The sequence below is a fragment of the Proteocatella sphenisci DSM 23131 genome, assembly GCF_000423525.1.
In the GTDB taxonomy this organism is placed as follows: domain Bacteria; phylum Bacillota; class Clostridia; order Peptostreptococcales; family Filifactoraceae; genus Proteocatella; species Proteocatella sphenisci.
This window is the reverse complement of sequence record NZ_AUID01000010.1, coordinates 22389-47562: the sequence shown is the minus strand read 5'-3', so window position 1 is coordinate 47562 and position 25174 is coordinate 22389. Positions and strand designations below refer to the sequence as shown.

The following is a 25174-nucleotide window of genomic DNA, read 5'->3' as shown; positions in this document are numbered from 1 at the left end:
TGTTATTCTCCTTCAAAATCTTCTTCAAATTTCGATTTACCACGCTTGTTCTCTATGTCAATCCTGAATATAGCCTGTTTTAGCATACTCTCTTCTAAAATGTTTATGGCCAGCATCTTGCATCCATAATGATAGTTTACATCGTTTATATGACGTTCTTTCCTTATAATCTGGAATTTTGCCCTGAGAGGTGTTTTTGTAAAGTCATAGGTCATATCCAGCAGTTCTCCAACTCTGAGTGATTCCTGGGTGAAAAAACCCATGCCTCCGCAGCTCACATCTTTAATCACTACCGGCACCACTGTTTTTTCGTCCGTTTCTTCATCTGTAAGGGTTATGTCAGCCTTATGAAAATAATCAACCTTAAGATCGTTTTTAAGTTCGTCACAGATATTTTCAAAGTCTTTAAAGAACACAGCATTTCCATCTATGTATTCTATAGTACCCTTGTAGGCCTGGTCATATTTTTCCAGAGATTTAAAATATAGAAGAGACTTTCCCTTAAGTTTTTTTACGTCCCATATAGACAAAAGCTGTATCACGATAATCTTTGAGCCTACATAATCAAGATATGCCTCTAAAATTTCATTTCCATTCTCATCAGATATAACTACATTCCTGTATGGTTCTCTTCCTTTTATTTTCTTTGAGGTGCTTTCATCCGGAACAATATCCTTTTTATCATGTAATAGGTCTTCTGACATAGTATCTATTATTCCTTTCTATTATTATCTTTAACTTGGGTGTATGTATTTACTTGTTAATAAAAATTGGGAGTTTTTGTGTCTGAGTTTATTGATATTTTGATATAATTTTTATTGACTTAAATTGATTTTGTTACGAGGTAGTTTGGATAAAGTGTTGAATTTTTATTTATATTGTACTGTTTTTCACATTATCTTATACATTATACTATTTTTATTGTTTATATTCAAGGAAATCCCGTATATTTTACCCTAATTTAATGAGTTTATGACAATTTTTATGAATTTTTTTTTATAGATTCAGCATTTTTAATTATATATTAATAGTGGCTATGAGTCAAACCCCAATTTAAAGCGCCACAGCAATATTTACTGTGGCGCAGAGTTTATTTCTTTAAATCTCTTTTATTTTGCATCAGGTATGAACAATTTTTGACCATTTTTGTTTACGAAATTGCCAATTATCTTCTGTCCTTCATCTGAAGTTATAAATTCTGTAAATGCTTTTGCGGCTTTTGCATTGGTGCCTGTGTATTTTGTGGGGTTGACCGTTATTACCCCGTATGGGTTAAAGAGTATAGGATCGCCTTGCACCATTACGTCCAGATTTGTAAGCTTGTCCTTCATGGACCCCCAGGTACCACTGTCTACAAGAGTATAAGCTTTTGTCTCATTTGCCATAGTAAGGAGGTCTCCCATTCCAAGGCCAGCTTCTTTGTACCACTTGTCGCTTGCCCCTGTTGGAGACATGTCTGCTGCTTTCCATATAGTAAGTTCTTTTGAATGAGTTCCTGACTTGTCTGCTCTTGAAAGAAATGTTGATTTGCTCTTCGCAATGGCCTTAAGGCCATCTGATGCGGATTTGTTTCCTTTTATCTTTGCAGGATCAGCTTTGGGTCCAACTATATAGAAAAAGTTGTACATTACATCTTTTCTGTTGACGCCGTTACCTTCATTTATAAATGTCTTTTCTGCTGCAGGTGAGTGTACAAGAAGAAGGTCAGCGTCTCCTCTTTTGCCTATCTCCATAGCCTCTCCAGAGCCTACAGATACCCAGTCTGTCTTTGTTCCATATTTTTTATCAAATGCAGGTACCAAAACATCTAAAAGCCCAGTGTCGTTTGTACTTGTAGTTGTTGCTATTCTAAGTTTTGTGCCCTTTACTCCTGTAACTTGAGTCTTTGCTTCAACTGGTTTTTGTACTGCTAGAGCCGTATTCTTGGATGGAATAAGGAGTTTTTGTCCTACAAGTATTTTGTTTACATTAGCAATTTTGTTTACTTTTGCTATTTCTTGATATGTAACTCCATATCTGGCGGCAATTTTTCCAAGTGTGTCCCCCGACTTTACTGTGTAGGCTGAATCTGCAAATGCAAAGTTGATGCATGCAAATGACATAAGCAGCGTAAGCATAAGACTCAGTGTTTTTTTACTTTTTTTCATTTTGTGCCCCTTTCTAAATAATAAACCCAGAAAATGTTAGCATTTATTTTATCCATCAGCAGATCATTTCTCCCGAAACAAACCGCCTTGTCCTTGGATCTGAAGGATTTTCGAATATAGATTCTGTGCTTCCGTGCTCTATGATTTTTCCATCAAGCAGAAATATTACTTCATCTGCTATCCTCCTTGCCTGAAACATATTGTGAGTGACAATCACAACGCTGGCCCCATAGGTCCTGTTTGCTTCTCTTACTATATCTTCTATTGCCGATATATTTTGTGGATCAAGGCTTGCAGTCGGTTCATCAAGCAAAAGAAGCTTTGGCTCTGTTACCATAGCCCTTGCTACCGAAACCCGCCCTGCCTCTCCCCCCGAAAGAGTTACAGCCTTTTGTTTCAGCTTTGACTCTAGTCCCGTGAGACGCGCGGCATTTCCTACCTTTTCTGATATGTATTCCTTTTTATATGATAAATCATTTTTCCTTACATTAAGGCCATATGCTATATTTTCATAGACACTGGAATTAAACATGACTGGTTTTTGAAAGACCATAGCCATTTTCCTTCTCACGGTCAAAGAATAACTCTGAGCAGATGAAAATACCTCTCCCTCAAATCTTATGCATCCCTCAGAAGGAACTTCAAGCCCGTTTATCATGAAAAGCAACGTGCTCTTTCCCGATCCACTGGGCCCTATAATTGCAGTTATCTTTCCTGATTTTATCTCCAAATCAGGTATGTCCACAACTGTCAGAGAGTCATATGTTTTTTTGAGTTTATCTATCTTGAGCAGAGTCATCTATCTCCTCCTCGATTTCTTATTATTTCAATAATCCCATTTATTAAAAAAGATATTATCAGTAATATAAGTCCAAGCGCCAGCGCTTCTTGAAACTCTCCCATACCCTTATGCATAGCTATGGCTGTAGTCATGACCCTGGTGTTGTATCTTATGTTTCCTCCAACCATCATCACCGCCCCAACTTCGGCAATAAGCCTGCCAAAAACTATGATAAAAGAGGTATATATGCTAAACCTCGCCTCCTTTACCATGGTAAATGCTATTTGCCATGGCTTTGCTCCCAGGCTCCTGGCAGATTTTGCTATAAGAGGATCTACGCTTTTGAGTGCATTATATGTAAGTCCTGACATCAGTGGAGTCGCAAGCATGAACTGTGCCAGCACCATGGCAAAGGGCGTGAACAAGAGCCTTCTGTCCCCCACTATCCCAGTCTGATTAGAAAGAAGTATGTATACTATTAGACCTGCCACCACAGGAGGTATACCCATGAGCGTATTTATTATGTTTACCACGGCCGATTTGCCAGGAAATTTTTTAAGTGCAATGAGTACTCCAAAAGGTATCCCCACCAGCGCCGAAAAAACAAGAGCCGTAAATGTCACCCCCAGAGAAAGTCCTATTATAGAATATAGCTCTGGATTCATAGATAAAAGAAGCCTTATTGCTTCTCCAAATGCCTGTGAAAAATACTCCATTTTTCCCCCAATATACTAAAAACGGCAACCCCGGTTGGGATTGCCGTGATTTTGTCGGACAATAATTATTAAATACTATATATTCAATTATATGCTTTATTTTTTCAAGTGTCAAGATTATTCAGAAATTTTAGTTTCCTTTCTTCCAAAATTTATATTTGCTATGGCAAGTCCCGCAATTATAACAAGGCCTCCAGCCCACTGCATTGGCGTCATAACCTCCCCTAGTACAATCCTTGCCGTAATAAGGCCTGTTACCGGTACCATCAGTGACAGCGGCGCTATTTTTGATGCCTCATATTTTCCAAGGAGTACATTCCAGGCTCCGTATCCAAATATTGTAGCTCCAAGAGCCAGGTAAATTATGGAAAATATGGACATAGGGCTGAGGTTCATGATGGTACTCATGACCATTTGAGGAGAATCTTTTATCATAGACATTACAAAAAGCGGCAGAGGCGGAACCAGACTCGTCCATATCACTACTCCTACCATGTCGAGTTTTTTGCCTTCTTTTTCAAGCTTGTTTGAAGCGAATTTTAGTATGACATTGGATGTTGCCCAGAAAAACGCTGCCGCAAGGGTCAGCACTAGAGCCGGAAGTGGAATCGAAGAATCACCTCCCCTACCTCCACTTTTTCCAATAAGATAAAGGCCACCAGCCGCCACAATCAGGCCCGCCACCTGATTTATCCTGATTTTTTCTTTGAGAAATATCGCAGCCAGAAGCGGGGTCATGAATGCAGCTGACTGAAGTATTATAGATGAAAGCCCCGCAGGCATTCCAATCTCGAGCGCGTAAAACAGGCAGGAGAACTGCAAGACTCCAACCGAAAATCCATAAGCAATTCCATATTTCCAGTCCAGCTCCGGTTTTTTTACAAAAAACAGAGCGGGAAGTACTGTCATATACCTGAGAGCTACAAGCAGCATGGAAGGCACGCCGCCAAGTCCCAGTTTTATTACTGTAAAATTAGCCCCCCAAACTATTACTACCAGAAGAGCAAGCATAAAATCTTTCTTTTTCATAATTTAAAAATCCCCTCGTTCATTTAAAAATTGGATTATTGCATGTCTTTCGTTGTCAATATCTCCTTCTATTATTCCATCCAGGATTTCCTCAAGAATTTTACCTATCAGTATTCCCTCAGGTATTCCCATCACTCTCAGGTCATTTCCATTTATAGCAAGATCCTTAAGCGAAAAACACTTTCCCTCTTTTATTACCCGATCTATTATTTTTTCAGTTTCTTGGATCAGTCCAAGGCTCTCACCCAGAGTATCAGGTGATGTCGCAGATGCATCTGCCCGCTTCATTTTCAGGAGTTTTCTGAAGAAATCTTCTCCAAATTTCGAAAGCCTCCTCTTTACTGTTTTTTCGCTGGCAATGAGGTCTATGCTGTGATTTTCAACCAGCCTCACTACATTTTTGATAATAGAGGTATCGTATTTAAGCCTTTTCATTATGCCATGTGCAATTTCCGCACTTGTCATTTCATGAAAAAGCAGCGCCAGCCTTATTTCCAGATCAGGAACTGAATTTTTTATACTTTTTATAGTATGCTCATATACATCATCCATCTGATGCGGATTATTCTGCGTAAATCCATATGTAGGTCTGAGCTCTGGAATTACTTCAAAAAGTGGCTCGGGATAATTTTTGAGAGCATTATATACCCCTTTTCCCATAAGGGTCCTGCTCAGCTCTGATGCAATTCTTTCGACCGATATGTTTTTAAGGAGATTTGAATTCGTGCGCATAGCCCTGTGTGTATCTTCTTCTATAATAAAATTCTTTTCGGAGGCAAATCGAAGGGCCCTCATTATCCTGAGCGCATCTTCAGAAAGCCTTTGATCAGGATCTCCCACGCATCTTATTATACCCGATTTGAGATCATCTTTGCCACCAAAATAATCCTTAAGCCCATCTACGCGGTTGTAGGCCATGGCGTTTACAGTGAAATCTCTTCTTTTCAGGTCCTCCCTCAGGCTGGTCACAAAAGTCACGCTTTCAGGCTTTCTGTTTTTGATATAGCTGCCTTCAGTCCTGTAGGTCGTTATTTCAAAGGAGTCCCCTTCTATTACAAGGGTCACTGTTCCATGCTTTAATCCAGTGTCCACAGTCTTTAGATGAGAAAATATTTGCTTTACATCCTCTGGTCTGGCATCGGTTGTTATGTCCCAGTCATGAGGCTCCTCCCCAAGAAGGAAGTCTCTCACGCACCCTCCGACAATATAAGCCTTATAAGCTGACTTATAAAGAGTGTCTATTATATATTCCGCATTCTCAGGCATTATCATAAAGTTCTCCTTTGTATACGCAAACTAAAGCTCATCTTCAATCTCGTTAACCATACCAGAACTCATGGCTTTTCTATGGCTCTGGTCTACCTGATAAAGTATTTCAAACTTGTATCTGAGATACTTTTCAAAATCAAAATCACCATCTCTGACTATCCATATAAACATAGTCGAATGAAAAATCTGCTGATATATTCCCACCAGATCTTTGCTTGAAATCTTGCTCAGTATCTGTCCGCTTTTTTTAGCCTTTTCAATTATGCTTATCTGCAGACGTATAACTTCTTTTATCTCATTTGTGTCAAAACTAAAAGTTCCCTTGTCATTGCTGAGATTTTTAATCATTATCTGCCTTAATATATCTGTGCCATTTTCTTTTACAAAATCTATAAGCTTTCTGCTTATCATCCACAGCTGTTCTACATATGAATCCATGGAAAGTATAGCCGTAAATTCCTCCATCGAAAGCCCGCATGGTATCTTGTAAAAATTGTCCAAAAGATCATCCTTAGATTTGAAATAATAATAAAAAGTGTGCTTTGTTATTCCACTTTCTTTACAGATTTCATTTATAGTGACCTCTTCAAAGGACTTTTCATCAAAAAGTCGCAAAGCACTTTCCCTTATCCTTTTTTTAGTTTCGTTTTCGTGCTTCATTGCAGATCCCCCTTATATAAAAATATGCCCATTTTGACTGGACATGATAATTTCTCGGATGTATGTTTGTTTTTTAGACTTAATCTTCACTATCAATATTATACACTTTTATTTGTAATGTCAATATTTTTATAACTATTGTATGGTTTTTCTATGGACCCATTGACATTTTTGTATTACCGTAGTAATATAAATAATAGATTTTATTTGAGAGGTGATTGAATGACAAGATTATTAAGATATGCCGAGCCATATTTTTGGCTTATCCTGGCTGCAGTAGCATTGCTGTTTGGTCAGGCCATGTGCGACCTTGCTCTGCCAGACTTTATGTCAGACATAGTAAATGAAGGAATCGCAAACGGAGATACAAATACAATAATAGGAATCGGAAGCAAGATGATACTTATATCGCTTGCGGGAGGCGCGCTCAGTATATCTGTCGGCTATCTGGCATCAAGGGTTGGTGCCGGCATTGGACAGCAGATAAGACTCGATCTCTTTGATAAGGTAGAAAGCTTTTCAAATGTTGAATTCGATAAATTCTCTACTTCTTCCCTTATTACAAGAACCACAAATGATGTGACGCAAGTACAGACCCTTATCATAATGATGATAAGACTAATATTTTATGCTCCTATAATGGGAGTTGGGGGTATAATCCACGCTGTCAACAACAGTGCTTCCATGTCATGGATAATAGTTCTTGCAATTATAGTACTGGTTGGAATAATAGCTACTTTGTTTAGCTTTGCACTTCCAAAATTTAAGATAATACAGACCCTTGTTGACAGACTCAATCAGGTCGTTAGAGAAAACCTTTCAGGCATGCTTGTGACCAGAGCCTTTAATACACAAGCTTTTGAAGAAGAACGCTTTGACAAGGAAAATAAGACTCTTACAGATACCAATCTTTTTGTAAACCGGACCATGGCTGCAATGATGCCTATGATGATGCTGCTCATGAACCTTATTACTGTTTTAATAGTATGGGTTGGATCATACCAGGTATCTGCCTTTAAGATAGATGTCGGTCAGATGATGGCCTATATGCAGTATGTCATGCAGATAATAATGGCCTTTTTGATGATGTCCATGATGTTTATAATGATCCCAAGATCTTCTGTATCGGCAGTACGTATAGCAGATGTACTCGAAACAGAGCCACAGATAAAAAACAGATTGGATGCTGTGCCATTTAAATCCTCAAAGGGAATATTAAAGTTTGAACACGTGAGTTTTCGTTATCCAGGAGCAGAAGAAGATGTTCTCCATGATATAGACTTTACAGCAAGTCCTGGTCAAACAACGGCTTTTATAGGTTCTACGGGAAGTGGAAAATCCACTGTCGCAAACCTCATTCCAAGATTCTATGATGTAACACAAGGAAAAATAACAATAGATGATGTAGATATAAGAGATATGGAGCTTCACTCCCTGAGAAGTCAACTTGGCTACGTTCCCCAAAAATCAGTACTTTTTTCAGGAACAATAGACTCCAATCTAAGATACGCAGACAAAGATGCCAGCCAGGAAGAAATACTTTCAGGCGCTCACATTGCTCAGGCTATGGAATTTATAGACTCCAGGCCCGAAGGTTTTGATACCCCTATATCACAGGGAGGATCCAATGTATCTGGCGGCCAAAAGCAAAGGCTTTCTATAGCCAGAGCCCTTGTAAAAAAACCTCAGATTTATATATTTGACGACAGCTTTTCGGCGCTTGACTTTAAGACAGACTCAGCCCTTCGATCAGCTCTCAAAAAAGAAACTGGGCACAGCACAGTGATCCTTATCGCTCAAAGAATCAGTACTATAATGAATGCCGAACAGATTATGGTGCTCGAAGCCGGGCAGATAGTTGGAAAAGGCACACATGAAGAACTTATGAAGGCCTGCACAGTCTACAGGGAGATAGCCCTTTCACAATTAAGCAAGGAGGAGCTAAATGAGTAAAGAAAAAAATTCGGCCCCTCAGGGAGGCCCTGGCGGTAGAGGTCCTATGGGAGGAGGCCCCATGGGCGCAATGGGACCTGGCGGTGCAAAAGCCAAAAATTTTAAAGCTACCATGCTCAAGCTCCTCGAATATATACATGAATACCAGATACAGATAATAATCGTGCTTATATTTGCACTTTTTTCATCCATATTTTCAATAGTAGGTCCAAAGCTCCTTGGAAAAGTCACTACCAAACTTTTTGAAGGCCTCATGGCCTATATGATGGGAACCGGCCTCCTTACAGATTTTGACTATATTAACAAGATTTGCATGCTAATGATGGTGCTTTACATCATATCCGCAAGCTTTGCATATATTCAAGGCTATATAATGTCAGGAATATCCATGAAGGTGACCTACAAACTCAGAAGAGACATCTCGCAAAAGATGAACCGGCTTCCACTTAAATACTACGACACAAGGACTCACGGAGAAGTACTTTCAAGAATAACAAATGACGTAGATACCATAGCCCAGACCCTCAATCAGAGTCTGGGACAGATAGTCACATCAGTAGCAACCGTATCAGGAGTAATAGTAATGATGCTTTCCATAAGCTTTTCACTTACACTTACCTCGCTCCTAATACTTCCAGTTTCTGGATTTATTATAATGAAGATAGTAAAGATGTCTCAAAAACACTTCAGAACCCAGCAAAAGTTTCTGGGCAGCATAAATGGTCATATAGAAGAAAACTTTTCGGGCCACAATGTGGTTCAGGTATTCAACGGCGAAGAAGAAGCCAAAGTCATATTCAAAGAGATGAACGAAAAGCTTTACGAGTCGGCATGGAAATCTCAGTTCCTCTCAGGACTTATGATGCCCCTTATGAATTTTGTAGGCAACCTGGGCTATGTAGCCGTATGTATTTTAGGAGGCTACCTTGCCGTAAAAAAAGTCATAGAAGTAGGTGACGTGCAGGCATTTATCCAGTACGTCCGAAGCTTTAACCAGCCTATAGCGCAGATGGCTACCATCTCTAACACCCTCCAGTCCACAGCCGCGGCTGCAGAACGTGTATTTGAATTTCTTGAAGAAGAAGAAGAAATTCCTGAAACGCAAACTCCTGCAGTCATAGAAAAAGTAGAAGGTCACGTGGAGTTTCGAAATGTTAAATTTGGATACGATGCGGACAAGATAATAATAAACGATTTCAGCTGCAACGTAAAACCGGGACAAAGAATAGCCATAGTTGGTCCTACTGGAGCTGGAAAATCCACAATGATAAAGCTTCTTATGAGATTTTATGACGTCAACTCAGGACATATCCTCATAGATAATCACAGCATAAAGGATTTGACAAGAAAAGATCTTAGGTCCATGTTTGGAATGGTGCTCCAAGATACATGGCTCTACAACGCATCAATAATGGACAATATACAATACGGTTCATTTGATGCAACAGAAGAAGAGATAATAGCCGCTTCCAAAGCAGCACACTGCCATGACTTTATAAAAGCCCTCCCAGGAGGATACTCCATGATGCTCAACGAAGAAGCCAGCAATATATCGCAAGGACAAAAGCAGCTGCTTACTATAGCTCGTACCTTCCTTTCAGATCCAAAAATTCTGATACTTGACGAAGCCACCAGCTCCGTAGATACCCGTACCGAGGTCCTCATACAAAAAGCCATGGATGGCCTCATGTCCAACCGCACAAGCTTTGTAATAGCCCACAGACTCTCCACCATAAGAGATGCCGACCTGATTCTTGTAATGAAAGACGGCGATATAATAGAGCAGGGAAATCACTTTGAACTGCTTGAGAGCAAAGGTTTTTACAGTGGCCTTTATAACAGCCAGTTTACCAATACTATAGTAGAAGAATAAAGGAGTTTTAAAAAATGGAAAATAATGAAACTAAGAATCCAGATGTTAAGGAAGAAGCTTCCTTATCAAAAAAGGCCAGGCTTAAAACATTGGTTCTCAAAATCCCCAAAAAAGTATTGTATCCTCTCGCTACAGTCTTAGTCCTAGCCATAGGAATCGCTATAATGTTTGCAGTCAGTTCTGCAAATACCCTAGCTACTGACAATGCCAAAGTTACCGCAAAAATGTATACCCTCACCCCCCCGTCTACAGGAAAACTCCTAGAATGGAACGTGAGCGCAGGGGACATGGTTTCACAAGGAGAAATGCTTGGAAGACAAGAAACCCTCCCAGGAATATTTTCACCAGCAGACGGCACCGTAGTAAAATCAGACTACATGGCTGGACAGACAGTAAGTCCACAAAATACCCTTGTTGTTATAGCCGATACCGACAACATGTATATAGGGGTCAACATCGAAGAAACTGACATAATGAAGATTGCGCCAGGGCAAAAAGTAGATGTCAAAATAGATGCCTACGGGAACCAGAGATTTATGGGAACTGTAAGTGAAATAGACAGTGCAACTCAGACTTATTTTTCATCAGGTTTGTCCTCATTTTCTACAAGCGGCACATACACAAAGGTGACTCAGCTCATTCCTGTAAAGATCACAATTGAAAACCCGGACAAACTTCCAATGATATTTGGAATGAACTGTGATGTCAAAATCCACTTAAATTAATCGAGAGGAACGCATAATGAAAAAAATAATTTCTTCCGCCCTGTGCGCACTACTTTTAATGGGAATCCTTTCAGGATGCTCATCTTCACAAACCAGCATTACCCTGGCCAAAGTAAAAACTCAGACCCATCTTGAAGATATTTCCTATGATGGAAAAATAAGCTCATCAGAATCTATAACTATATTTCCTATCTCATCAGGAAAAGTAACTTCTGTAAAGGCTGATATTGGCAGCCAGGTTAAAAAAGATGACGTACTTTTTACAATAGATGACACTGTCTCAAAGCTTCAGCTAAAGCAGGCTCAGGCAAGTCTAAATTCTGCAAATGCAAACTATTCAAAGATAGTAAGCGCTGCAAATCCCCAAGCTGCAACTCAAGCCAGGCAAGCTCTTGAACGCGCTGAAAACGAGCTTCGAGATGCAAAGAATTCATACACCAATACAAAGGCACAATTTGACGATAACTCTCTTATAGCACCTGCCCGAGCAGCCTACGAAAACGCCCTTGCGAACTATGAAAGAATATCTGCCCTTGTTCCTTTAGGTGGCGAAAGTAAAGTCTCCATGGACACTGCAAAAAATGCCCTGGACACCGCTTCAGCTCAGTTTGAAAATGCAAAAGCTCAGGCAAAATCTGCCATGGACAGCGTTGACAGCAGACTTAAAAATGCCCAGATATCACTCAGCGCAGCCCAGGAAAACTATAACCTTACAACAGGAAGTTTAAACCCTGAAAATACAAAGCTGGCTGAATCACAGGTTCAAAGTGCACAGGCAGCCTTTGACATGGCACAAAAAAATGTTAACGATACACTGATAAAAGCTCCAATAAATGGTCAAATTACTTTAAATAATATAAAATTTGGAGATATGACATCTGCGCAATCACCTGCAATGGCAATAATAAATCCTAAAAATATGGAAATGACAATCAAGGTTTCTGACGCTTATATAGACGAAATTTTTTCGGACAAAGACAGTATTGTAGCTGATGTACTCGTTTCTGCCACGGGAGAAACCGTTAAGGGCACTGTAACTGCCGCATCCCCAGGAGCCGATCCTGTAAATGGACTCTACAGCGTAAAAATCTCCTTTGCAAATGAGAACAAAAAGCTTAAGGACGGAATGCTGGCAAGCGCCAGGCTCAGCAACAAAAATTCCAAAAGCGAAATGTTTGTTCCTTTAGAATCTATACTCGAGGAGGATGGAACAAAATTTGTATACACTCTTAATGGCTCTGAACTTGTAAAAAAAGAAGTCCTTACCGGTCAGGAAAAAAACAGATACATCGAAGTCCAGGGACTTAGTCCAGACGACCAGGTAGTTGTTGAGGGCGCCGACAAAGTCAGTGAAAGCAGTAAATTTCGTATTGTTAATATTGCAAGCTAAAAAATCCACCTCTGGTCTTTAAATCCAGAGGTAGATTTTTTAGCTTATTTGAGGCAGTGGCTGCTCTTCGACAAGGACCTTTGCAATCCCTGGATAGGCAAACACATTTCTCTCCCTGTCTAAAATACCAAATCTTTCCTTTTTATCTTTTCTTATGCTGTCATCCCACCATATGCACATTATATTATAACGTCTGGCACTCGAAACATAATACTTTGTGTAGGCCAGTCTCTCTTTCAGATTATCCTTATCGATTACTCCAAATTCTCCTATGATAACTGGAATGCCTTTTTGTATAAAATGATAATCCAGATTAGCCATCATCTCATCTATTTCCCTGGTGTCATTTATATTATTAGCGTCCCAGGAACGAGTCCCCTTCCTGTCATGGGTAAAACCATAGGGCCTGTATCCATGAACTGTCAATATAAGGTATTTATCATCGGGCAAATTGACCGCTTGAATTGCTTCTAAATCAGGAGAGTCTCCATAAGGCGCCACCATGAGGTATCTGCTTGAATTTCCTGGTATACTCCTTACCGTCTCTATAAATGTCTGGTTATAAATATTCACTATTCTGCGAGCCTCCGCTGTTCCAGCATTCCACTCATACTCAGTTCCTATAAGGCGTGGCTCATTGACAGCCTCAAAAATAAGATGATTATCATATTTTGCAAACCTTGTAGCAATCTGGTCCCAGACAATCTTTAGCATGGCATTGGCCTTCTCACTGTTTGAAGCCATGGGCTGAGCCCATCTGTCGTGATGGATATTTATGATTGCATACATGTCATTTTCTATGACGTAATTGACTATGTCATTTACCCTGTCCATCCACTCGACATCTATCAAACCATCTTTGTCCATATGCTCATACCAGGTAACCGGAATACGAACAGTCTTAAAACCCGCTTCTTTTACGGCTAATATAGTCTCCTCCGTAATTTTTGGATTACCCCAAAAAGTCTCATATATTTCTACCGGTTGTCTGTTTTGGCCTGAGCCGTGAGAATCCAGGGCATTCCCAAGATTCCAGCCAGCTCCCATGGAAAGTACAAATTCAATATGTTCATTGGGATTTTCCTCTTTCCAGGGTAAGACAAAATAAACAAGGCTTGCAAGCAGAAAAATAAAAAGTAGCATATTAGATATCAGCCATTTCGAAGAAATCTTCTGCTTCATTTTCAATATTCTTTTCAATAGCTTCCTCCTTCTTATAGATGAGCTCCGATTCAAGCCACTCGTTTAAAAGCAATCTTTTTCCCGGATCTCTGTAGATTTCTCTTATGTTGCTCACCGTATAGATTTTTATATTGCCTCTTGCCGTCCTGTCGTAAATACACTTGAGCACCAAACCGTTTGACAGCTTTACATCCACCTTCTTATCATTTGAATATGTTTCTAAAGCAATAAACTGGTAGTTAAAATCATAAATTTTTATCTTGCGTAAATCACTGGTTTCTCCTATATCTTCAATGTCAGTTCTTGCGAATCTTCTATTGTCGTATATCCGTGTTTTTGTACGGTTTCTTATATTTATTCTCAGATCATCAAAGCTGCTCAAAGAATCATCCAGTGTAAGTGGAAGGGTTGGTTCCCTGTCATAAATAAGCTGCATATAGTCTGATTTATATTCTTGAGGTATCTCACTTATTTTGAAAGAGTATTTCCACATCCCTTCTTCTTTTTTTACATGAAGTACCCTGGCATTGACTTTGGCTTCATACCGCTCAGAGCTGATCCACAGTTCGACCTCTTCTTGATCATCTATGAAATATGGCTTTTCTGTCAGTATACTTACCCCTGTTTCCGAAAAGTCCTTAGTCTTGCATAAAATACTTTCATATTCGTTTACAATTTTACAATCCAGCTCCGCACTTACCCTCTCTGATTTTCTCATGAAATTTCTTCCCTGAATAAAGAACAGAGCCATCACAAGACTGAACAAGTTGACTATTAACCAGAACAAGATTACAATCGGGTTGATTGAAGCGGTAAGAAACATTATCTTTACACTCTTGTAAATCCCTATTACAGAAAGCACTATGAATACCAGAAAAGGTATTGAGTATATAAAATTTTCACCCTGTTCGCTCTTTGTGTCTCCTTTTTGAGTAACCTTGAAAGTCTTCATCGATATTCCAAAGGTCTCCATCAGTACTGGGAAAAACAGGAAAGGAAAGAGTACAGTTTCATAAATATGACTCCATTTAGTAGTCCTTATGTTACCGCTTAGCATCTTAAGTGTAGCATTACTGGTTATATACATAGGCAGCCAGAAAATCAAAATCTCTGGTAAGGTACATTCTATAACCACATATCCAAAAGTCGCATAAAGAATAGGCGCCATTATATATATGAACATCTTAAAGGGAGAATACCAGTACCACATGGATGTCCAGTAGTTTATCCTTTGAGCAAATGTAAGTTTATCAGTAAATATAAAATCTACCTTACGACTGGTATCTATAACTCCTCTTGCCCAACGCACACGCTGCTGTATAAGGTCTTTGAGTGTAGTAGGTGACAGACCAGAAGCAAGTATGTCATCTATTGCTATGCACTTGTATTTGGCTTTTTGAATCAGTATCCCTGTTGCAAAATCCTCTGTTATTGATCCTGTAAAGAAACCGCCTACCTCATCAATTGCTTTTCTCGATAGAAGGGTATTTGAACCCCCATAAATAACGCTGTTGCTCTTGTTTCTTGCAACCTGGACATCTCTGTAAAAGTAATCCTGTTCATTTGGTATACGGTTTTCAGAAAATAGATAAAACTGATATAAATCAGGATTATAGAATGACTGGGGAGACTGTACAAAACCTATATTTACTCTGTCTTTTTCTTTTCTGTCTCTGTTTTTAATTTCCTCATCGATGAAATATGGGACTGTCTTCATTAAAAAATTATGATTAGGAATCATATCTGCATCAAAAGTAGCTACCAGAGGAGATGAGGTCATGCTCATGGCATTATTTAAATTTCCCGCCTTAGCTCCTTTGTTGTTGGGTCTGTCCAGATAATTTACTCCCATTTCTTCAGCAAACTTTTTAAGCCATGCCCTTCTGCTGTCGTCACATAGATATATGTGGACCTTGGTCTTGTCAGGATAGTCCATATGAAGACATCCATTGACAGTCTTGTAAAGAATTTCTTCTGGTTCATTGTAAGTCGATATGAAAACATCGACATCAGGATACTCCTCAAGTGGAATTTCTGGAAGTTCATATTTTTTGACACTGTACATGTTCCAGTAATGTACAAAGGCTTCGAGTGCTCCTATGAGCTCAACAGATATGAGGATTATACCCGCCACCTTTGAAACCGTCCCATACTTAAGGGGCACTGTATATACGACCCTCCAGTAAAGGTAAATAAGGGTAAATATTATATTTAAAAAAAACCAGAACTTGTTGCGTCTTCGTCTAGCCGTCTCATCCTTTACTATGCTTTTGTCTCCCATGTCTATCCCTCCATTATATTTAAAGTTTTCCCATCACTTATAAATCCTACATCTTGCTTTAGCGTGTAAAAAATTTGTGCCCCTGTCTCATCACAAGCTTGCAGGATGCTCTCGTCTGCATCCGCCGCAGTTACCACCGCAAATTCCGGATTGATCGTTTCTATAAAGAGTTTCGAATTTTCCACCTGGCGACCGTGATAGGGGATTTTCAAAAGCGCTATATCATCCCCCCACTTTATTTCAAGGAGCTCGTTAAGGCGCTTGTACTTTGCATCTCCAGGAAATAACATTTTTACATTCTTGTGGGTCACAAGCGTTGCCAATGAATAATTGTTGTCATCTGAATACCTTTTTTCCAGAGGAGGATATACAAATATACTTATTTCTCCTGCTGAAAATTTTCTCATATGAAGCTGATGGGATGTACGAATCTCTCGCTTCAAAATCTCACTTTCTATAAGGTCCATCTCCTCACTCTTGTTGGAATAGTAGGGTTTAATAACTTCTTCTACCTTTAAATTTTTAATGATATCAAGAGCTCCCCCTATATGATCCTTGTCCGCATGAGTAAGTATCATATAGTTTATAGTTTCTATATTTTGTTCCTTCAAGAAAGTGATTATTCCCTGGGCATCCACTTTTTCACCTGTGTCTATGAGTATACTTGCACCTCCTTGTTTTATTAAAATGCAGTCCGCATCATTCTTCGTCCTGTAAAAATACGTATACACAGGGTCTCCTGGATTTACAAGTTCCTTCTTATCTTCTTTAACGGCGCTGTATGCCGAAAAAATGAGGAGCAAAAGCAAAACGAAACCCGAAAAAGTTATAATTGCTTTCTTCATATTCTCTCTCCTCCTTTAGCTTTAAAACTATTAGCTTTCAAAAAAGTCAAAATAGTCATCACTGATATGGCCTGCAGTAAATGCCACAATCACATAGTCAAAATCATTCTCTTCTATATAGTCTTCGACATCTATATCCCCTGTAGCTGGGCTTATAAGTTGAATTTCACTGCAAAGAGGAGCAAGAAACATAGCCACCTGGGAAAAACTTTCATCTCTTACGCAAAGTATCTTGGGTCCATCCGGATTTTTTACATTCACAATCTTATCCCATTGGTTGTATTTGTTTAAAAACACCTTCATAAGGTTACTACTATATATATTATTGAATAACTTGTTTGATTCTATATAATTCTTCTCAAGCAGAATGTTTTTATTGCCGGATTTCACAAAGCTTCTTCCCTTATCATCTATATAGTGCCATATAAATTCTTCCTTGATTTCAGAATTATATATTTCCAGATCATCAGTTCCAAAAAACACTCTTCCACTGGCGGTTGCCATATCCCCAAGAAATATGTCAGGATAAACTTCGACAGCATAATTATAAATCTCCGTGTATGTTCCATCTGGGTCCAGATTGACCCCATATCGCCTGTCTATTTCAGCCACTATTGCCTGAAAAACTTTGAATGAGCCATAGGTAGTCATCCTCCTGTCCGTCTTGTAATAGATGTGTTCTTTGTCTACACCCATCTTGTCAAATGCCGTTCTCAAGTCCAAGTAATCTCCCCTGTTTTTCATAATGCCTGCCAGTAATTCATCTTGTACATATCCATAGTCTCTTATAGGAAGGCCTGACTCGTAATCTTTTGCTATCCATGATTTTTCAGGATAGCTTACAAAGAGTGCTCTTCCCTGCTTTTCTTCCATATGTTCTTTAAGCCTTCCTATACGCCTTGCATATTCGAATATATTCTCATCCTTATCTACATAAAAAGCTCCATTATAGACATATCCTCTATTGTCTTTTATAAATGCGAAACTTTGCATTTCGGACTTTAGAATAAGCCTTTGAACCCCTCCGTAAAGTTCTGCAAGCTCATATTTTCCAAAAATGTTCTTCCTGATAGCTTCATCTATTATCTTATTATTTTCCCCTATATTTTCTATTTTACCTTTCAGGCTCTCATACTTGCTCCCCGAATCAAATATCTTTCTGGCATCATATTTGATTGCATTTTCATTATAAACCAGCGTCAAGGTGCCCAGTAAGGCAGTTGATACAAATATCAATACAGCCAGTATATACTTCTTTACAAAAAACATTTTCATGTCAGACCGCCTATCTGTAAAAAACAAATTCCGTATTACCCAAAACTATTATATAAGCCACACTAACTACAAATAAAATCGTCATAAACAAGGGGTATATTGCATTGTAAGCTACAGTTTTCCTTCCCCACTTCATTTTAATAAGTCCGCTGTTTATCTTTCTTGCCAGTGGAGTTGCAAATATTATTCCCAAAATGTAAAGAGCTCCATATTCTCTAAGATACATCATTGCTATATCAGAATAGAAACCATTATGATTTCTGGCAAACATATTGCCAATATATATACCTGCCTGGTAGAGGTCTTTTGCCTTAAAAATTACAAAACCAAGTGTTATGACAAGTATGGTATATACCCTTAAAAAAACAGGTTTAACCTTCCACTCATCCATGTCCAAAAATTCTTCCATTATTATTAAAACGAAATTGAAAATGCCCCAGGCCACAAAGGTCAAATTGGGTCCGTGCCATAATCCTATGAGCACCCAGAGTATCAAAGTATTTCTTATGGCCCTGTCTTTATTCTTTTTATCTTCTCTGTAAAGAGATTTGCTAAGATACTCGTCAAACCACCCAAAGAGGGTGATGTTGAACCTTTTCCAAAATTGGGTAACCGTTATGGCTGAAAGAGGATAGTTAAAGTTCTCCGGAAATTTGAATCCAAAGATCAGTCCAAGTCCTATTGCCATATCACAGTAGGCTGAGTAATCAAAATATATCTGAAGCACAAAGGTCAGTGCTCCCAGCCAAGCCAGGAGGGCTGGCACATCGTATATTGATTTTCCTATTGTAGAAAGATCAAATATTCTTGTAGCAATAAGTGCAAAAGCATTGGCAAGAATTGCCTTCTTGGCAAATCCTGTAACAAATCTGGAAAAACCCACAGCCACCCGATTCAAGTTGTGCTTTCTATCTTTAATCTGAGGTCTCATCTCTTGAAATGAAACGATGGGCCCTGCAATAAGGATTGGAAAGAAGGCAAAATAAAGTCCCAGATCTATAATATTACTGGTGGCCTGAGTCTTGCCTCTGTATATATCCACCAGGTAAGATATTGCTCTTAGAACGAAAAATGAAATTCCTATGGGTATGTGCAGTCCCAAATTAAATAGGAGCCTGTAGCCAGATATTTCAGTAATAACACTGGCAGTAAGGTCCAGATATTTCATGGCAAATAAAACCAGTATGTTGAGTCCTATGGCAAAAATCAGAAATGCTTTAGTGTCTTTGTTTTTTTCTATGATTATTCCCATACCCATATTTAATACTATCAGAGCCATAAGGCCAAATATATATAGCGGCTCAGCCCAGCCATAAAAAACAAGACTTATGAGTATCAGCCATATATTTCTGAGATTTTTTGAAAAACTAAAAATATAATAAACCGCTATGGCCACCGGAAAAAAATAAAATAAGAATACAAAATTTGTAAATAGCATAGTTTTCTCCCGTCTCATCTCGTTTAAGACCTATATTCTTTTAATATAAATGACCGAAACCAGAGTAATCAGCATAGTCAGAAGCAGTGCAATATCAGCCCTGCTGCTCCACCTTGTCTGCCATATACAGCTGCCCTTGAGCTCATCAAGGCTATTCATTATTGTACTCCCATGCTTTCTCAAATTAGTCTTTATATTATATATCTCACCTGAATATTCAAGGCTGTTCCTATATACATAGCCCTCTCCATCATAATAAGTTTCCACGCTCAAATCAGTATCTTTGGTGTACTCCTCTGACCACCTTGCCCACTCACGCTCCTGAGCAGGTCCTATATAATTAACTATTTCATCTATGGATTTATTGATATTTTCATCACTCAGTACACCTCTTCTAAGCTGTGCATACCTGTACTCGAGTTTTTCAATAAAAGCTTCATCCCTAACCAGTCTGTCAAACAGAGGTTTTATATGAAAAGCCATTACACCAACCTCCAGAGGTTCATGAATATAGTTATCCAAGGCTCCGTCAAAATCCCACACAGGACCCATCTTGAGCTTCTCGCCCACATCTCTGTACATGTAGGTCGAAAAATTTCCGCTGTCATAACTTCCAAAGAACTCGTTGATTAAAAAATAATCTACGAAAGAATCTACGTCTATATATCTGTCATAGGTCGAATAAATATCAAAATCACCAGAGTATAATATTTTTTCTATAGTACTTATCTCATCTGTAGCATAATCGATCATGTCCTTGGTTACATTTTTTTTGCCAGGATAAAGGAGTCCTATATAGGTTATCCCCATATATCTCCTTGATTCATATCTTTTTGATAACTTATTTTTTGTGGCATAGGTATCTAAAATCGTATCATTTTCATCATACCTGTCACGCCTTAGCAGCATGCTGTTTGCCCTTGAAGATTTTTTGAATTTTTCTATATCCACTCGGTCCTTGCCCTGCTTTATATTTTCTCCTATAAGATATACGCCCTGATAGGTATAGTCTTCACCATTCTTAATTACAACTTCACAAATCTCATTATCAGGGGTATAGGGCATAATCTGCGCTGCCGTCTTGTAGGGAAGGTAGTTTCTTATCATGCTCTTGTCAGCCATCGAGCCATTAAGTATCCATTCATTGTCCTCACCCATGTTAAGTATGGATACCTTGTTTTCTTCACCCTTGTCAGTTATTAGCTTCAACAGATACTGAGCCTTTGCATAATACATGGAAGAGTTTCCTCTTCGCTTTATAAGCATCTGGCTGGTACTGACCGGCTTGTCACCTATAGTGTTCTTTTCATTTCCACTTATTATACTTATACTTCCTTTTACGTAGGGTTCTATACCCTCTATATCAGCATATATCATAAAGCCTTTTATTAGCCTCTTCTCTGTGTATATGGGAGGTTGCATACCAGCTGTATCTATTATCACAAGAGGAAGATGCGTGGAAAAATTTTTATCCACTGAAAATTTTTCGTCAATACCCTGGAGTGCATCACCATCCCAGCTGGCTGCCGGCAGCTCTCTGTGGTAGGATCCCATGAGGGACCGGCTCTGGTCTCTGTTGGTATACATCGAAATACCTATTACAATAATACAAATAAGCGTCGATGCAAAAATTGCGGCAATTCGCTTTTTTGTCATTATAGCATTCCCCTTTATCTATTAATCTCGTCATTCTGGCATACAAGATTTACATTTGAAATCCCTTGAACTTTGTATAATTCCTCAGTTACATCCATATTTTTCTTCTTAGCTTTATTTACAAGTGACATAGAAAGTTCATATATAAATTCTACCGTTTTTTCCGTTGAATTTTCTACCCTCAGACTCGCCTTACCGTTGTATACCCTGTCCACCGTCTTTTTTATGTCTGTTGAACTCGGGCGCTCACCTCTTACAATAAGAAGATATCTGTCATTCGCCTTAACAAATCCAAAGATTATCAAAAACAGGAATATTACTATACTTCCTACTGTAGCAATTATATATTCCATTACCCCACAACATATGCCTACTGCAATTCCCCAGAAAATATAAGCTGTATCACGGGGATCTTTTATTGCTGTCCTGAACCTTACTACCGAAAGCGCACCTACCATACCCAGAGAAAGCGCTATATTATTACCGATTACATTCATTACCAGTGTTGTCACAAGGGTCATCATCACAAGAGACACATTAAAACGAGCACTGTACACAGGCCCTGCATGAGAAAGTGCATAGGACATATATATAACCATGGAAAGTATGCCGGCTACCAGAAAATTCAGCAATATATCTTCGAGTGTAAGCGCCGCGGTGTTTGTTACCAGTAAATTCAATATTTGCTCTTTCATAAGTCCTCCAAATCATTGTGAATAATATCTAAATAAAACCGTCCGAGTTAAACCTGCTGACACTTCTTCCCATTATATATTTACTGTTAGAAATCTGTTTTTTGTCACACAGGGCAAGCATTTCTTTTATATAACTGAATAAAAAATTGTCATATTTGACCTCAAGAGTAACTTCTGTAGGATGACTAACCGGATAAAACTGGAGATTTTCTGAAAATAAATCAAAATTGCTCTCAGTCGCCCTGATATTTGAATCCAGAGTAAGTCTTATGTCATTTTCTTCTACAATAAAAGCAACCCTGTCATACTCAATTATGCACCTTGGTCTGTAAATGCCTATGGTCATTATTTCATACATTTCAAAAGCAAAATCCGAACCATCTTCTATAAGGGGTGAAAAGTCCCCATCTATGAGTTTTAGTGCATCTGATTTGGATATGCTGAGACTGCGTTTCCACTGATTACTCCCAACCTTTTCTTTTTTTTCAAGTTTTGCAACTTCTGAGTCTGTCGAATAAATTCGCAGCCTTATTTTTTTTCTGTAGTTATATCCATCTTCCTTATCATAATAATCACTGTCGTCATAACTGTCAAAATAAAGCGATCTCACCATATACCCGTCCCCAGTATTATGCTTGTCAGACTTTAATGTTGTTGAAAAAATCCGCCTCATATTACTGGCGGTTATCTTAGAAATACCATATTTTTTTTCTGTTCTGGACACATCCAGCAGTGTTTTTTCATCAGACATTATTTTCCCTCCCATCCAACAATTTAAGTTATTTATCTATATACCCTTATCTTCAAGTATTTAAATATTATCAGCTATATTTTGCTACAATTCTGTCTATTTGTTGCTTTTTATCATTTCTTCTGTTATAATGTTAACAATTTATCAAAGACAGGAGAAGAAAAATGCACATAAAAAAATTGTACGAAATAAAAAACCCGGTCATATCCTTCGAGGTATTTCCACCAAGACAAGACAGTCCCTCAGATGTACTTACAGATTCACTTTCAAAGATATCCTCGCTGAGTCCTGGATATATAAGCGTAACATATGGATCCGGCGAAATAGACAACAATTCTAAATCCATAGAGCTTGCCTCCCATATAAAGAATTCCCTCAACATAGAGCCTATGGTCCATCTTACTGCAAGGGGCACATACAGGTCCCAAATGAAATCCATGCTCCAAGAAATGAAACAAAAAAATATAGAAAATATAATGGCGCTTGGAGGCGACATACCCCAGGGGAACTCAAACACAACACAAGGCGATTTTGAACATGCCAGAGATCTTATCGAATTTATAAAAGACAATGGCAACTTCAGTATAGGTGCAGGGTGTTATCCAGAAGGTCATATAGAATGCGAAAATACCAATGCCAATTATGAGCATCTTTACGAAAAACAGCTTGCCGGTGCAGATTTTTTTGTTTCTCAGCTCTTCTTCGAAAACGGAAGTTTTTTCAGATTTAAAGAAGAATCTACAAGCAGGGGTATAAACAAGCCTATAGTTGCAGGACTTATGCCTATACTTGGGAAAACCCAGATACAAAGAATGATATTTCAGTGCGGAGTGAGCCTCCCATCGAGTATAATAAAAATACTTCACAAATACGAACATAGTCCAGAAGATCTCAAAAAAGCTGGAATCGAATACACCTGCATGCAGATAGAAGATCTGGTTAAAAACGGACATAAAAATATTCATATCTATTCCATGAACAAGCCTGAAATAGCTGCCAGCTGTAAAGATACATTTGATTCCATGTTTTAGAAAAGAGAAATCTAAACGCAAAAACAGGCCCTTCATCAAATGGAAAACCTGTTTTTTTATGTCAAGATTTGTAATTGATTGTTACTCGTTTTATATCTCCCCAATTTGTTTTTTTACCACGATAAAACAACAGTGCCAGCATTCTAGTCCAAGCCATTATAAAACGGAAAAGAATATTTTCCGGAACACATAGAATAACAACTTTTAAAACATCCCAAAACTCGATTTTTGTATCACTTAAAAAGTTTCTTGTAAGGAATGAAATAACTGTTAATGCGGACCCAAATAAAGCATATACCAGGAAAAATCCAATCATGTATTTTACATTTAATAAGCCGAATACAGCTGCAAGTAACGTAACAAACAGTCCTCCTAATTCAATAAACGGAGATAGCAGTTCATAAATTAAGTAGTATAAATAACTACCAGTTGTAAACAGATTTTTATGTTGAGTAAGACTCTGAAATAATCCAATATGCCATCTTTTTCTTTGCTTTAATAAATCCCTTAGCCGTTCAGGGACCTGCGTCCAACAAACTGCTTCATACGCATATTTGATTTTATAGGGTAATTTGTTCGACTTATAATAAGAATGCAGTTTTACTATGAGCTCCATGTCTTCTCCCATAGATCCGACTTGATAGCCTCCTACATTAATTACTGCTTTTTTTTCAAACAAGCCAAAAGCTCCTGATATAATTAAATTCGCATTGAATTTATCTAAAAAAATACGTGAAGCCAAAAAGGAACGCTCATATTCTAATACTTGTAGTGCCGAAATCAATTTCTTGGGTAATCGTAACTTTACAAGTTTTCCCTTTTCAAAAATACTGTCGTTTGAAATACGTATCATACTCCCTACAGCAATAACATCTTGATTTTCCAAAACTGAAACTGCTATTTTTGTAAGAGAGTCTTCTTGTAAAATAGAATCCGCGTCCATACATACAAAATAGGGATATTTAGAAGCATTGATACCCATATTAATAGCATCCGCCTTACCGCCATTTACCTTGTTAATCAAGGTCACAGGTATCTTGTTTTCCTTAGTATTTTCATAGACTGCAACATCATCTTCACAATCAAGCTGTTTTCTTATTGGCTGATTTATTAGTTTTAAATTGAAATTCTCAATTACCGTATCTAGAGTATGATCTGTGGATCCATCATTTACAATAATAATTTCATAAATTTTATAATTTAGATTTATTAGAGACTTTATTGTTTCGACAATGGTTATTTCTTCATTGTATGCTGGAACAATAATGCTTATGGGCACGTAATATTCATGTTTTATTTCATTACGAAGTTCCTTCTTTTTAATATTTTCAAATAACTCATTTCCTCCACTCACTACAGAAATAAATAAGAAAGTTGAATATCCTAAAAGATAAATAACAAAAAATATCTCTGTGTAGTACAAAATAATTTTAACCATTTCAATAGTAAAGATATTATATAAAAAATCAAACATTTT

General features: G+C 38.2%; 21 protein-coding genes. 5 read left to right on the top strand and 16 right to left on the bottom strand.

The window, feature by feature from the left end:
- Positions 1–2: 2 nt before the first annotated feature.
- From G558_RS0105025 to G558_RS0104995, 7 genes are all read right to left on the bottom strand, one after another.
- Entirely contained in the window at positions 3–704 is a 702-nt protein-coding gene (locus tag G558_RS0105025) for a PilZ domain-containing protein (protein ID WP_028829204.1), read from the bottom strand.
- A 405-nt stretch (positions 705–1109) separates the two neighbouring features.
- Positions 1110–2147 carry a substrate-binding domain-containing protein gene (locus G558_RS12405; protein ID WP_051188480.1) on the bottom strand — a complete coding sequence of 346 codons (1038 nt, stop codon included), beginning with the start codon at positions 2145–2147 and terminating at the stop codon, positions 1110–1112.
- A 55-nt stretch (positions 2148–2202) separates the two neighbouring features.
- Entirely contained in the window at positions 2203–2946 is a 744-nt protein-coding gene (locus G558_RS0105015) for an ABC transporter ATP-binding protein (protein ID WP_028829203.1), read from the bottom strand.
- The gene (locus tag G558_RS0105010; RefSeq protein ID WP_028829202.1) at positions 2943–3644 is read right to left on the bottom strand and encodes an ABC transporter permease; all 702 of its coding nucleotides are present in this window, start codon (positions 3642–3644) and stop codon (positions 2943–2945) included. The genes G558_RS0105015 and G558_RS0105010 overlap by 4 nt, the downstream gene beginning before the upstream one ends.
- Before the next feature lie 117 nt (positions 3645–3761).
- On the bottom strand, positions 3762–4673 hold the full coding sequence (locus G558_RS0105005) for an EamA family transporter (RefSeq protein ID WP_028829201.1): 912 nt from the start codon (positions 4671–4673) through the stop codon (positions 3762–3764).
- A 3-nt stretch (positions 4674–4676) separates the two neighbouring features.
- Positions 4677–5945 (bottom strand): CCA tRNA nucleotidyltransferase, encoded by a 1269-nt coding sequence (locus tag G558_RS0105000; protein WP_028829200.1) that lies wholly within the window; start codon positions 5943–5945, stop codon positions 4677–4679.
- A gap of 24 nt (positions 5946–5969) precedes the next feature.
- Positions 5970–6602 carry a TetR/AcrR family transcriptional regulator gene (locus tag G558_RS0104995; protein WP_028829199.1) on the bottom strand — a complete coding sequence of 211 codons (633 nt, stop codon included), beginning with the start codon at positions 6600–6602 and terminating at the stop codon, positions 5970–5972.
- Between the two features lie 222 nt (positions 6603–6824).
- Here G558_RS0104995 and G558_RS0104990 point away from each other — a divergent pair, with 222 nt between their 5' ends.
- Genes G558_RS0104990 through G558_RS0104975 form a run of 4 tightly spaced genes read left to right on the top strand, consistent with a single transcriptional unit; the run spans position 6825 to position 12543 of the window.
- Positions 6825–8555 carry an ABC transporter ATP-binding protein gene (locus G558_RS0104990; protein ID WP_028829198.1) on the top strand — a complete coding sequence of 577 codons (1731 nt, stop codon included), beginning with the start codon at positions 6825–6827 and terminating at the stop codon, positions 8553–8555.
- The gene (locus tag G558_RS0104985) at positions 8548–10428 is read left to right on the top strand and encodes an ABC transporter ATP-binding protein (RefSeq protein WP_028829197.1); all 1881 of its coding nucleotides are present in this window, start codon (positions 8548–8550) and stop codon (positions 10426–10428) included. Before G558_RS0104990 ends, G558_RS0104985 begins: the two co-directional genes overlap by 8 nt.
- 14 nt (positions 10429–10442) lie before the next feature.
- A complete protein-coding gene (locus G558_RS0104980; RefSeq protein WP_051188479.1) occupies positions 10443–11153 on the top strand; it encodes an HlyD family secretion protein in 711 nt (236 codons plus the stop codon).
- Between the two features lie 16 nt (positions 11154–11169).
- On the top strand, positions 11170–12543 hold the full coding sequence (locus tag G558_RS0104975) for an efflux RND transporter periplasmic adaptor subunit (RefSeq protein ID WP_028829195.1): 1374 nt from the start codon (positions 11170–11172) through the stop codon (positions 12541–12543).
- A 39-nt stretch (positions 12544–12582) separates the two neighbouring features.
- On the opposite strand, the gene G558_RS0104970 is transcribed toward G558_RS0104975, so the two are convergent.
- From G558_RS0104970 to G558_RS0104935, 8 genes are read right to left on the bottom strand one after another with little or no spacing between them, the layout of a single operon-like run.
- Positions 12583–13743 (bottom strand): glycoside hydrolase family 5 protein, encoded by a 1161-nt coding sequence (locus G558_RS0104970; protein ID WP_051188478.1) that lies wholly within the window; start codon positions 13741–13743, stop codon positions 12583–12585.
- Entirely contained in the window at positions 13688–16006 is a 2319-nt protein-coding gene (locus G558_RS12400) for a glycosyltransferase (RefSeq protein ID WP_156888512.1), read from the bottom strand. The genes G558_RS0104970 and G558_RS12400 overlap by 56 nt, the downstream gene beginning before the upstream one ends.
- 2 nt (positions 16007–16008) lie before the next feature.
- Entirely contained in the window at positions 16009–16851 is an 843-nt protein-coding gene (locus G558_RS12395) for a ComEC/Rec2 family competence protein (RefSeq protein WP_051188476.1), read from the bottom strand.
- Between the two features lie 30 nt (positions 16852–16881).
- Positions 16882–18126, bottom strand: coding sequence for an alginate O-acetyltransferase AlgX-related protein (locus G558_RS0104955; protein ID WP_028829193.1), 1245 nt, complete (start codon positions 18124–18126; stop codon positions 16882–16884).
- Positions 18127–18136: 10 nt separating this feature from the next.
- Complete coding sequence (locus G558_RS0104950) at positions 18137–19564, bottom strand: MBOAT family O-acyltransferase (RefSeq protein WP_028829192.1); 1428 nt, start codon at positions 19562–19564, stop codon at positions 18137–18139.
- Positions 19565–19594: 30 nt separating this feature from the next.
- The gene (locus G558_RS0104945; RefSeq protein WP_028829191.1) at positions 19595–21220 is read right to left on the bottom strand and encodes a CotH kinase family protein; all 1626 of its coding nucleotides are present in this window, start codon (positions 21218–21220) and stop codon (positions 19595–19597) included.
- Between the two features lie 14 nt (positions 21221–21234).
- Positions 21235–21915 (bottom strand): DUF4956 domain-containing protein, encoded by a 681-nt coding sequence (locus tag G558_RS0104940; protein ID WP_028829190.1) that lies wholly within the window; start codon positions 21913–21915, stop codon positions 21235–21237.
- A 28-nt stretch (positions 21916–21943) separates the two neighbouring features.
- On the bottom strand, positions 21944–22666 hold the full coding sequence (locus G558_RS0104935; RefSeq protein ID WP_036931619.1) for a polyphosphate polymerase domain-containing protein: 723 nt from the start codon (positions 22664–22666) through the stop codon (positions 21944–21946).
- 164 nt (positions 22667–22830) lie between these two features.
- Between G558_RS0104935 and G558_RS0104930 the strand changes: the two genes are divergently transcribed.
- Positions 22831–23697: a methylenetetrahydrofolate reductase gene (locus G558_RS0104930; protein WP_028829188.1), complete on the top strand. Its 867-nt coding sequence runs from the start codon at positions 22831–22833 to the stop codon at positions 23695–23697.
- Positions 23698–23758: 61 nt separating this feature from the next.
- Here the strand turns inward: G558_RS0104930 and G558_RS0104925 are convergent, their stop codons facing one another.
- On the bottom strand, positions 23759–25171 hold the full coding sequence (locus tag G558_RS0104925; RefSeq protein WP_051188475.1) for a glycosyltransferase family 2 protein: 1413 nt from the start codon (positions 25169–25171) through the stop codon (positions 23759–23761).
- Between the last annotated feature and the right edge of the window lie 3 nt (positions 25172–25174).

Bases quoted from the DNA above. Each gene is read 5' to 3' on its own strand.
- G558_RS0105025 (WP_028829204.1), bottom strand. From the start codon at position 704: ATGTCAGAAGACCTATTACATGATAAAAAGGATATTGTTCCGGATGAA.
- G558_RS12405 (WP_051188480.1), bottom strand. From the start codon at position 2,147: ATGAAAAAAAGTAAAAAAACACTGAGTCTTATGCTTACGCTGCTTATG.
- G558_RS0105015 (WP_028829203.1), bottom strand. From the start codon at position 2,946: ATGACTCTGCTCAAGATAGATAAACTCAAAAAAACATATGACTCTCTG.
- G558_RS0105010 (WP_028829202.1), bottom strand. From the start codon at position 3,644: ATGGAGTATTTTTCACAGGCATTTGGAGAAGCAATAAGGCTTCTTTTA.
- G558_RS0105005 (WP_028829201.1), bottom strand. From the start codon at position 4,673: ATGAAAAAGAAAGATTTTATGCTTGCTCTTCTGGTAGTAATAGTTTGG.
- G558_RS0105000 (WP_028829200.1), bottom strand. From the start codon at position 5,945: ATGATAATGCCTGAGAATGCGGAATATATAATAGACACTCTTTATAAG.
- G558_RS0104995 (WP_028829199.1), bottom strand. From the start codon at position 6,602: ATGAAGCACGAAAACGAAACTAAAAAAAGGATAAGGGAAAGTGCTTTG.
- G558_RS0104990 (WP_028829198.1), top strand. From the start codon at position 6,825: ATGACAAGATTATTAAGATATGCCGAGCCATATTTTTGGCTTATCCTG.
- G558_RS0104985 (WP_028829197.1), top strand. From the start codon at position 8,548: ATGAGTAAAGAAAAAAATTCGGCCCCTCAGGGAGGCCCTGGCGGTAGA.
- G558_RS0104980 (WP_051188479.1), top strand. From the start codon at position 10,443: ATGGAAAATAATGAAACTAAGAATCCAGATGTTAAGGAAGAAGCTTCC.
- G558_RS0104975 (WP_028829195.1), top strand. From the start codon at position 11,170: ATGAAAAAAATAATTTCTTCCGCCCTGTGCGCACTACTTTTAATGGGA.
- G558_RS12400 (WP_156888512.1), bottom strand. From the start codon at position 16,006: ATGGGAGACAAAAGCATAGTAAAGGATGAGACGGCTAGACGAAGACGC.
- G558_RS12395 (WP_051188476.1), bottom strand. From the start codon at position 16,851: ATGAAGAAAGCAATTATAACTTTTTCGGGTTTCGTTTTGCTTTTGCTC.
- G558_RS0104955 (WP_028829193.1), bottom strand. From the start codon at position 18,126: ATGAAAATGTTTTTTGTAAAGAAGTATATACTGGCTGTATTGATATTT.
- G558_RS0104950 (WP_028829192.1), bottom strand. From the start codon at position 19,564: ATGCTATTTACAAATTTTGTATTCTTATTTTATTTTTTTCCGGTGGCC.
- G558_RS0104945 (WP_028829191.1), bottom strand. From the start codon at position 21,220: ATGACAAAAAAGCGAATTGCCGCAATTTTTGCATCGACGCTTATTTGT.
- G558_RS0104940 (WP_028829190.1), bottom strand. From the start codon at position 21,915: ATGAAAGAGCAAATATTGAATTTACTGGTAACAAACACCGCGGCGCTT.
- G558_RS0104935 (WP_036931619.1), bottom strand. From the start codon at position 22,666: ATGTCTGATGAAAAAACACTGCTGGATGTGTCCAGAACAGAAAAAAAA.
- G558_RS0104930 (WP_028829188.1), top strand. From the start codon at position 22,831: ATGCACATAAAAAAATTGTACGAAATAAAAAACCCGGTCATATCCTTC.
- G558_RS0104925 (WP_051188475.1), bottom strand. From the start codon at position 25,171: ATGTTTGATTTTTTATATAATATCTTTACTATTGAAATGGTTAAAATT.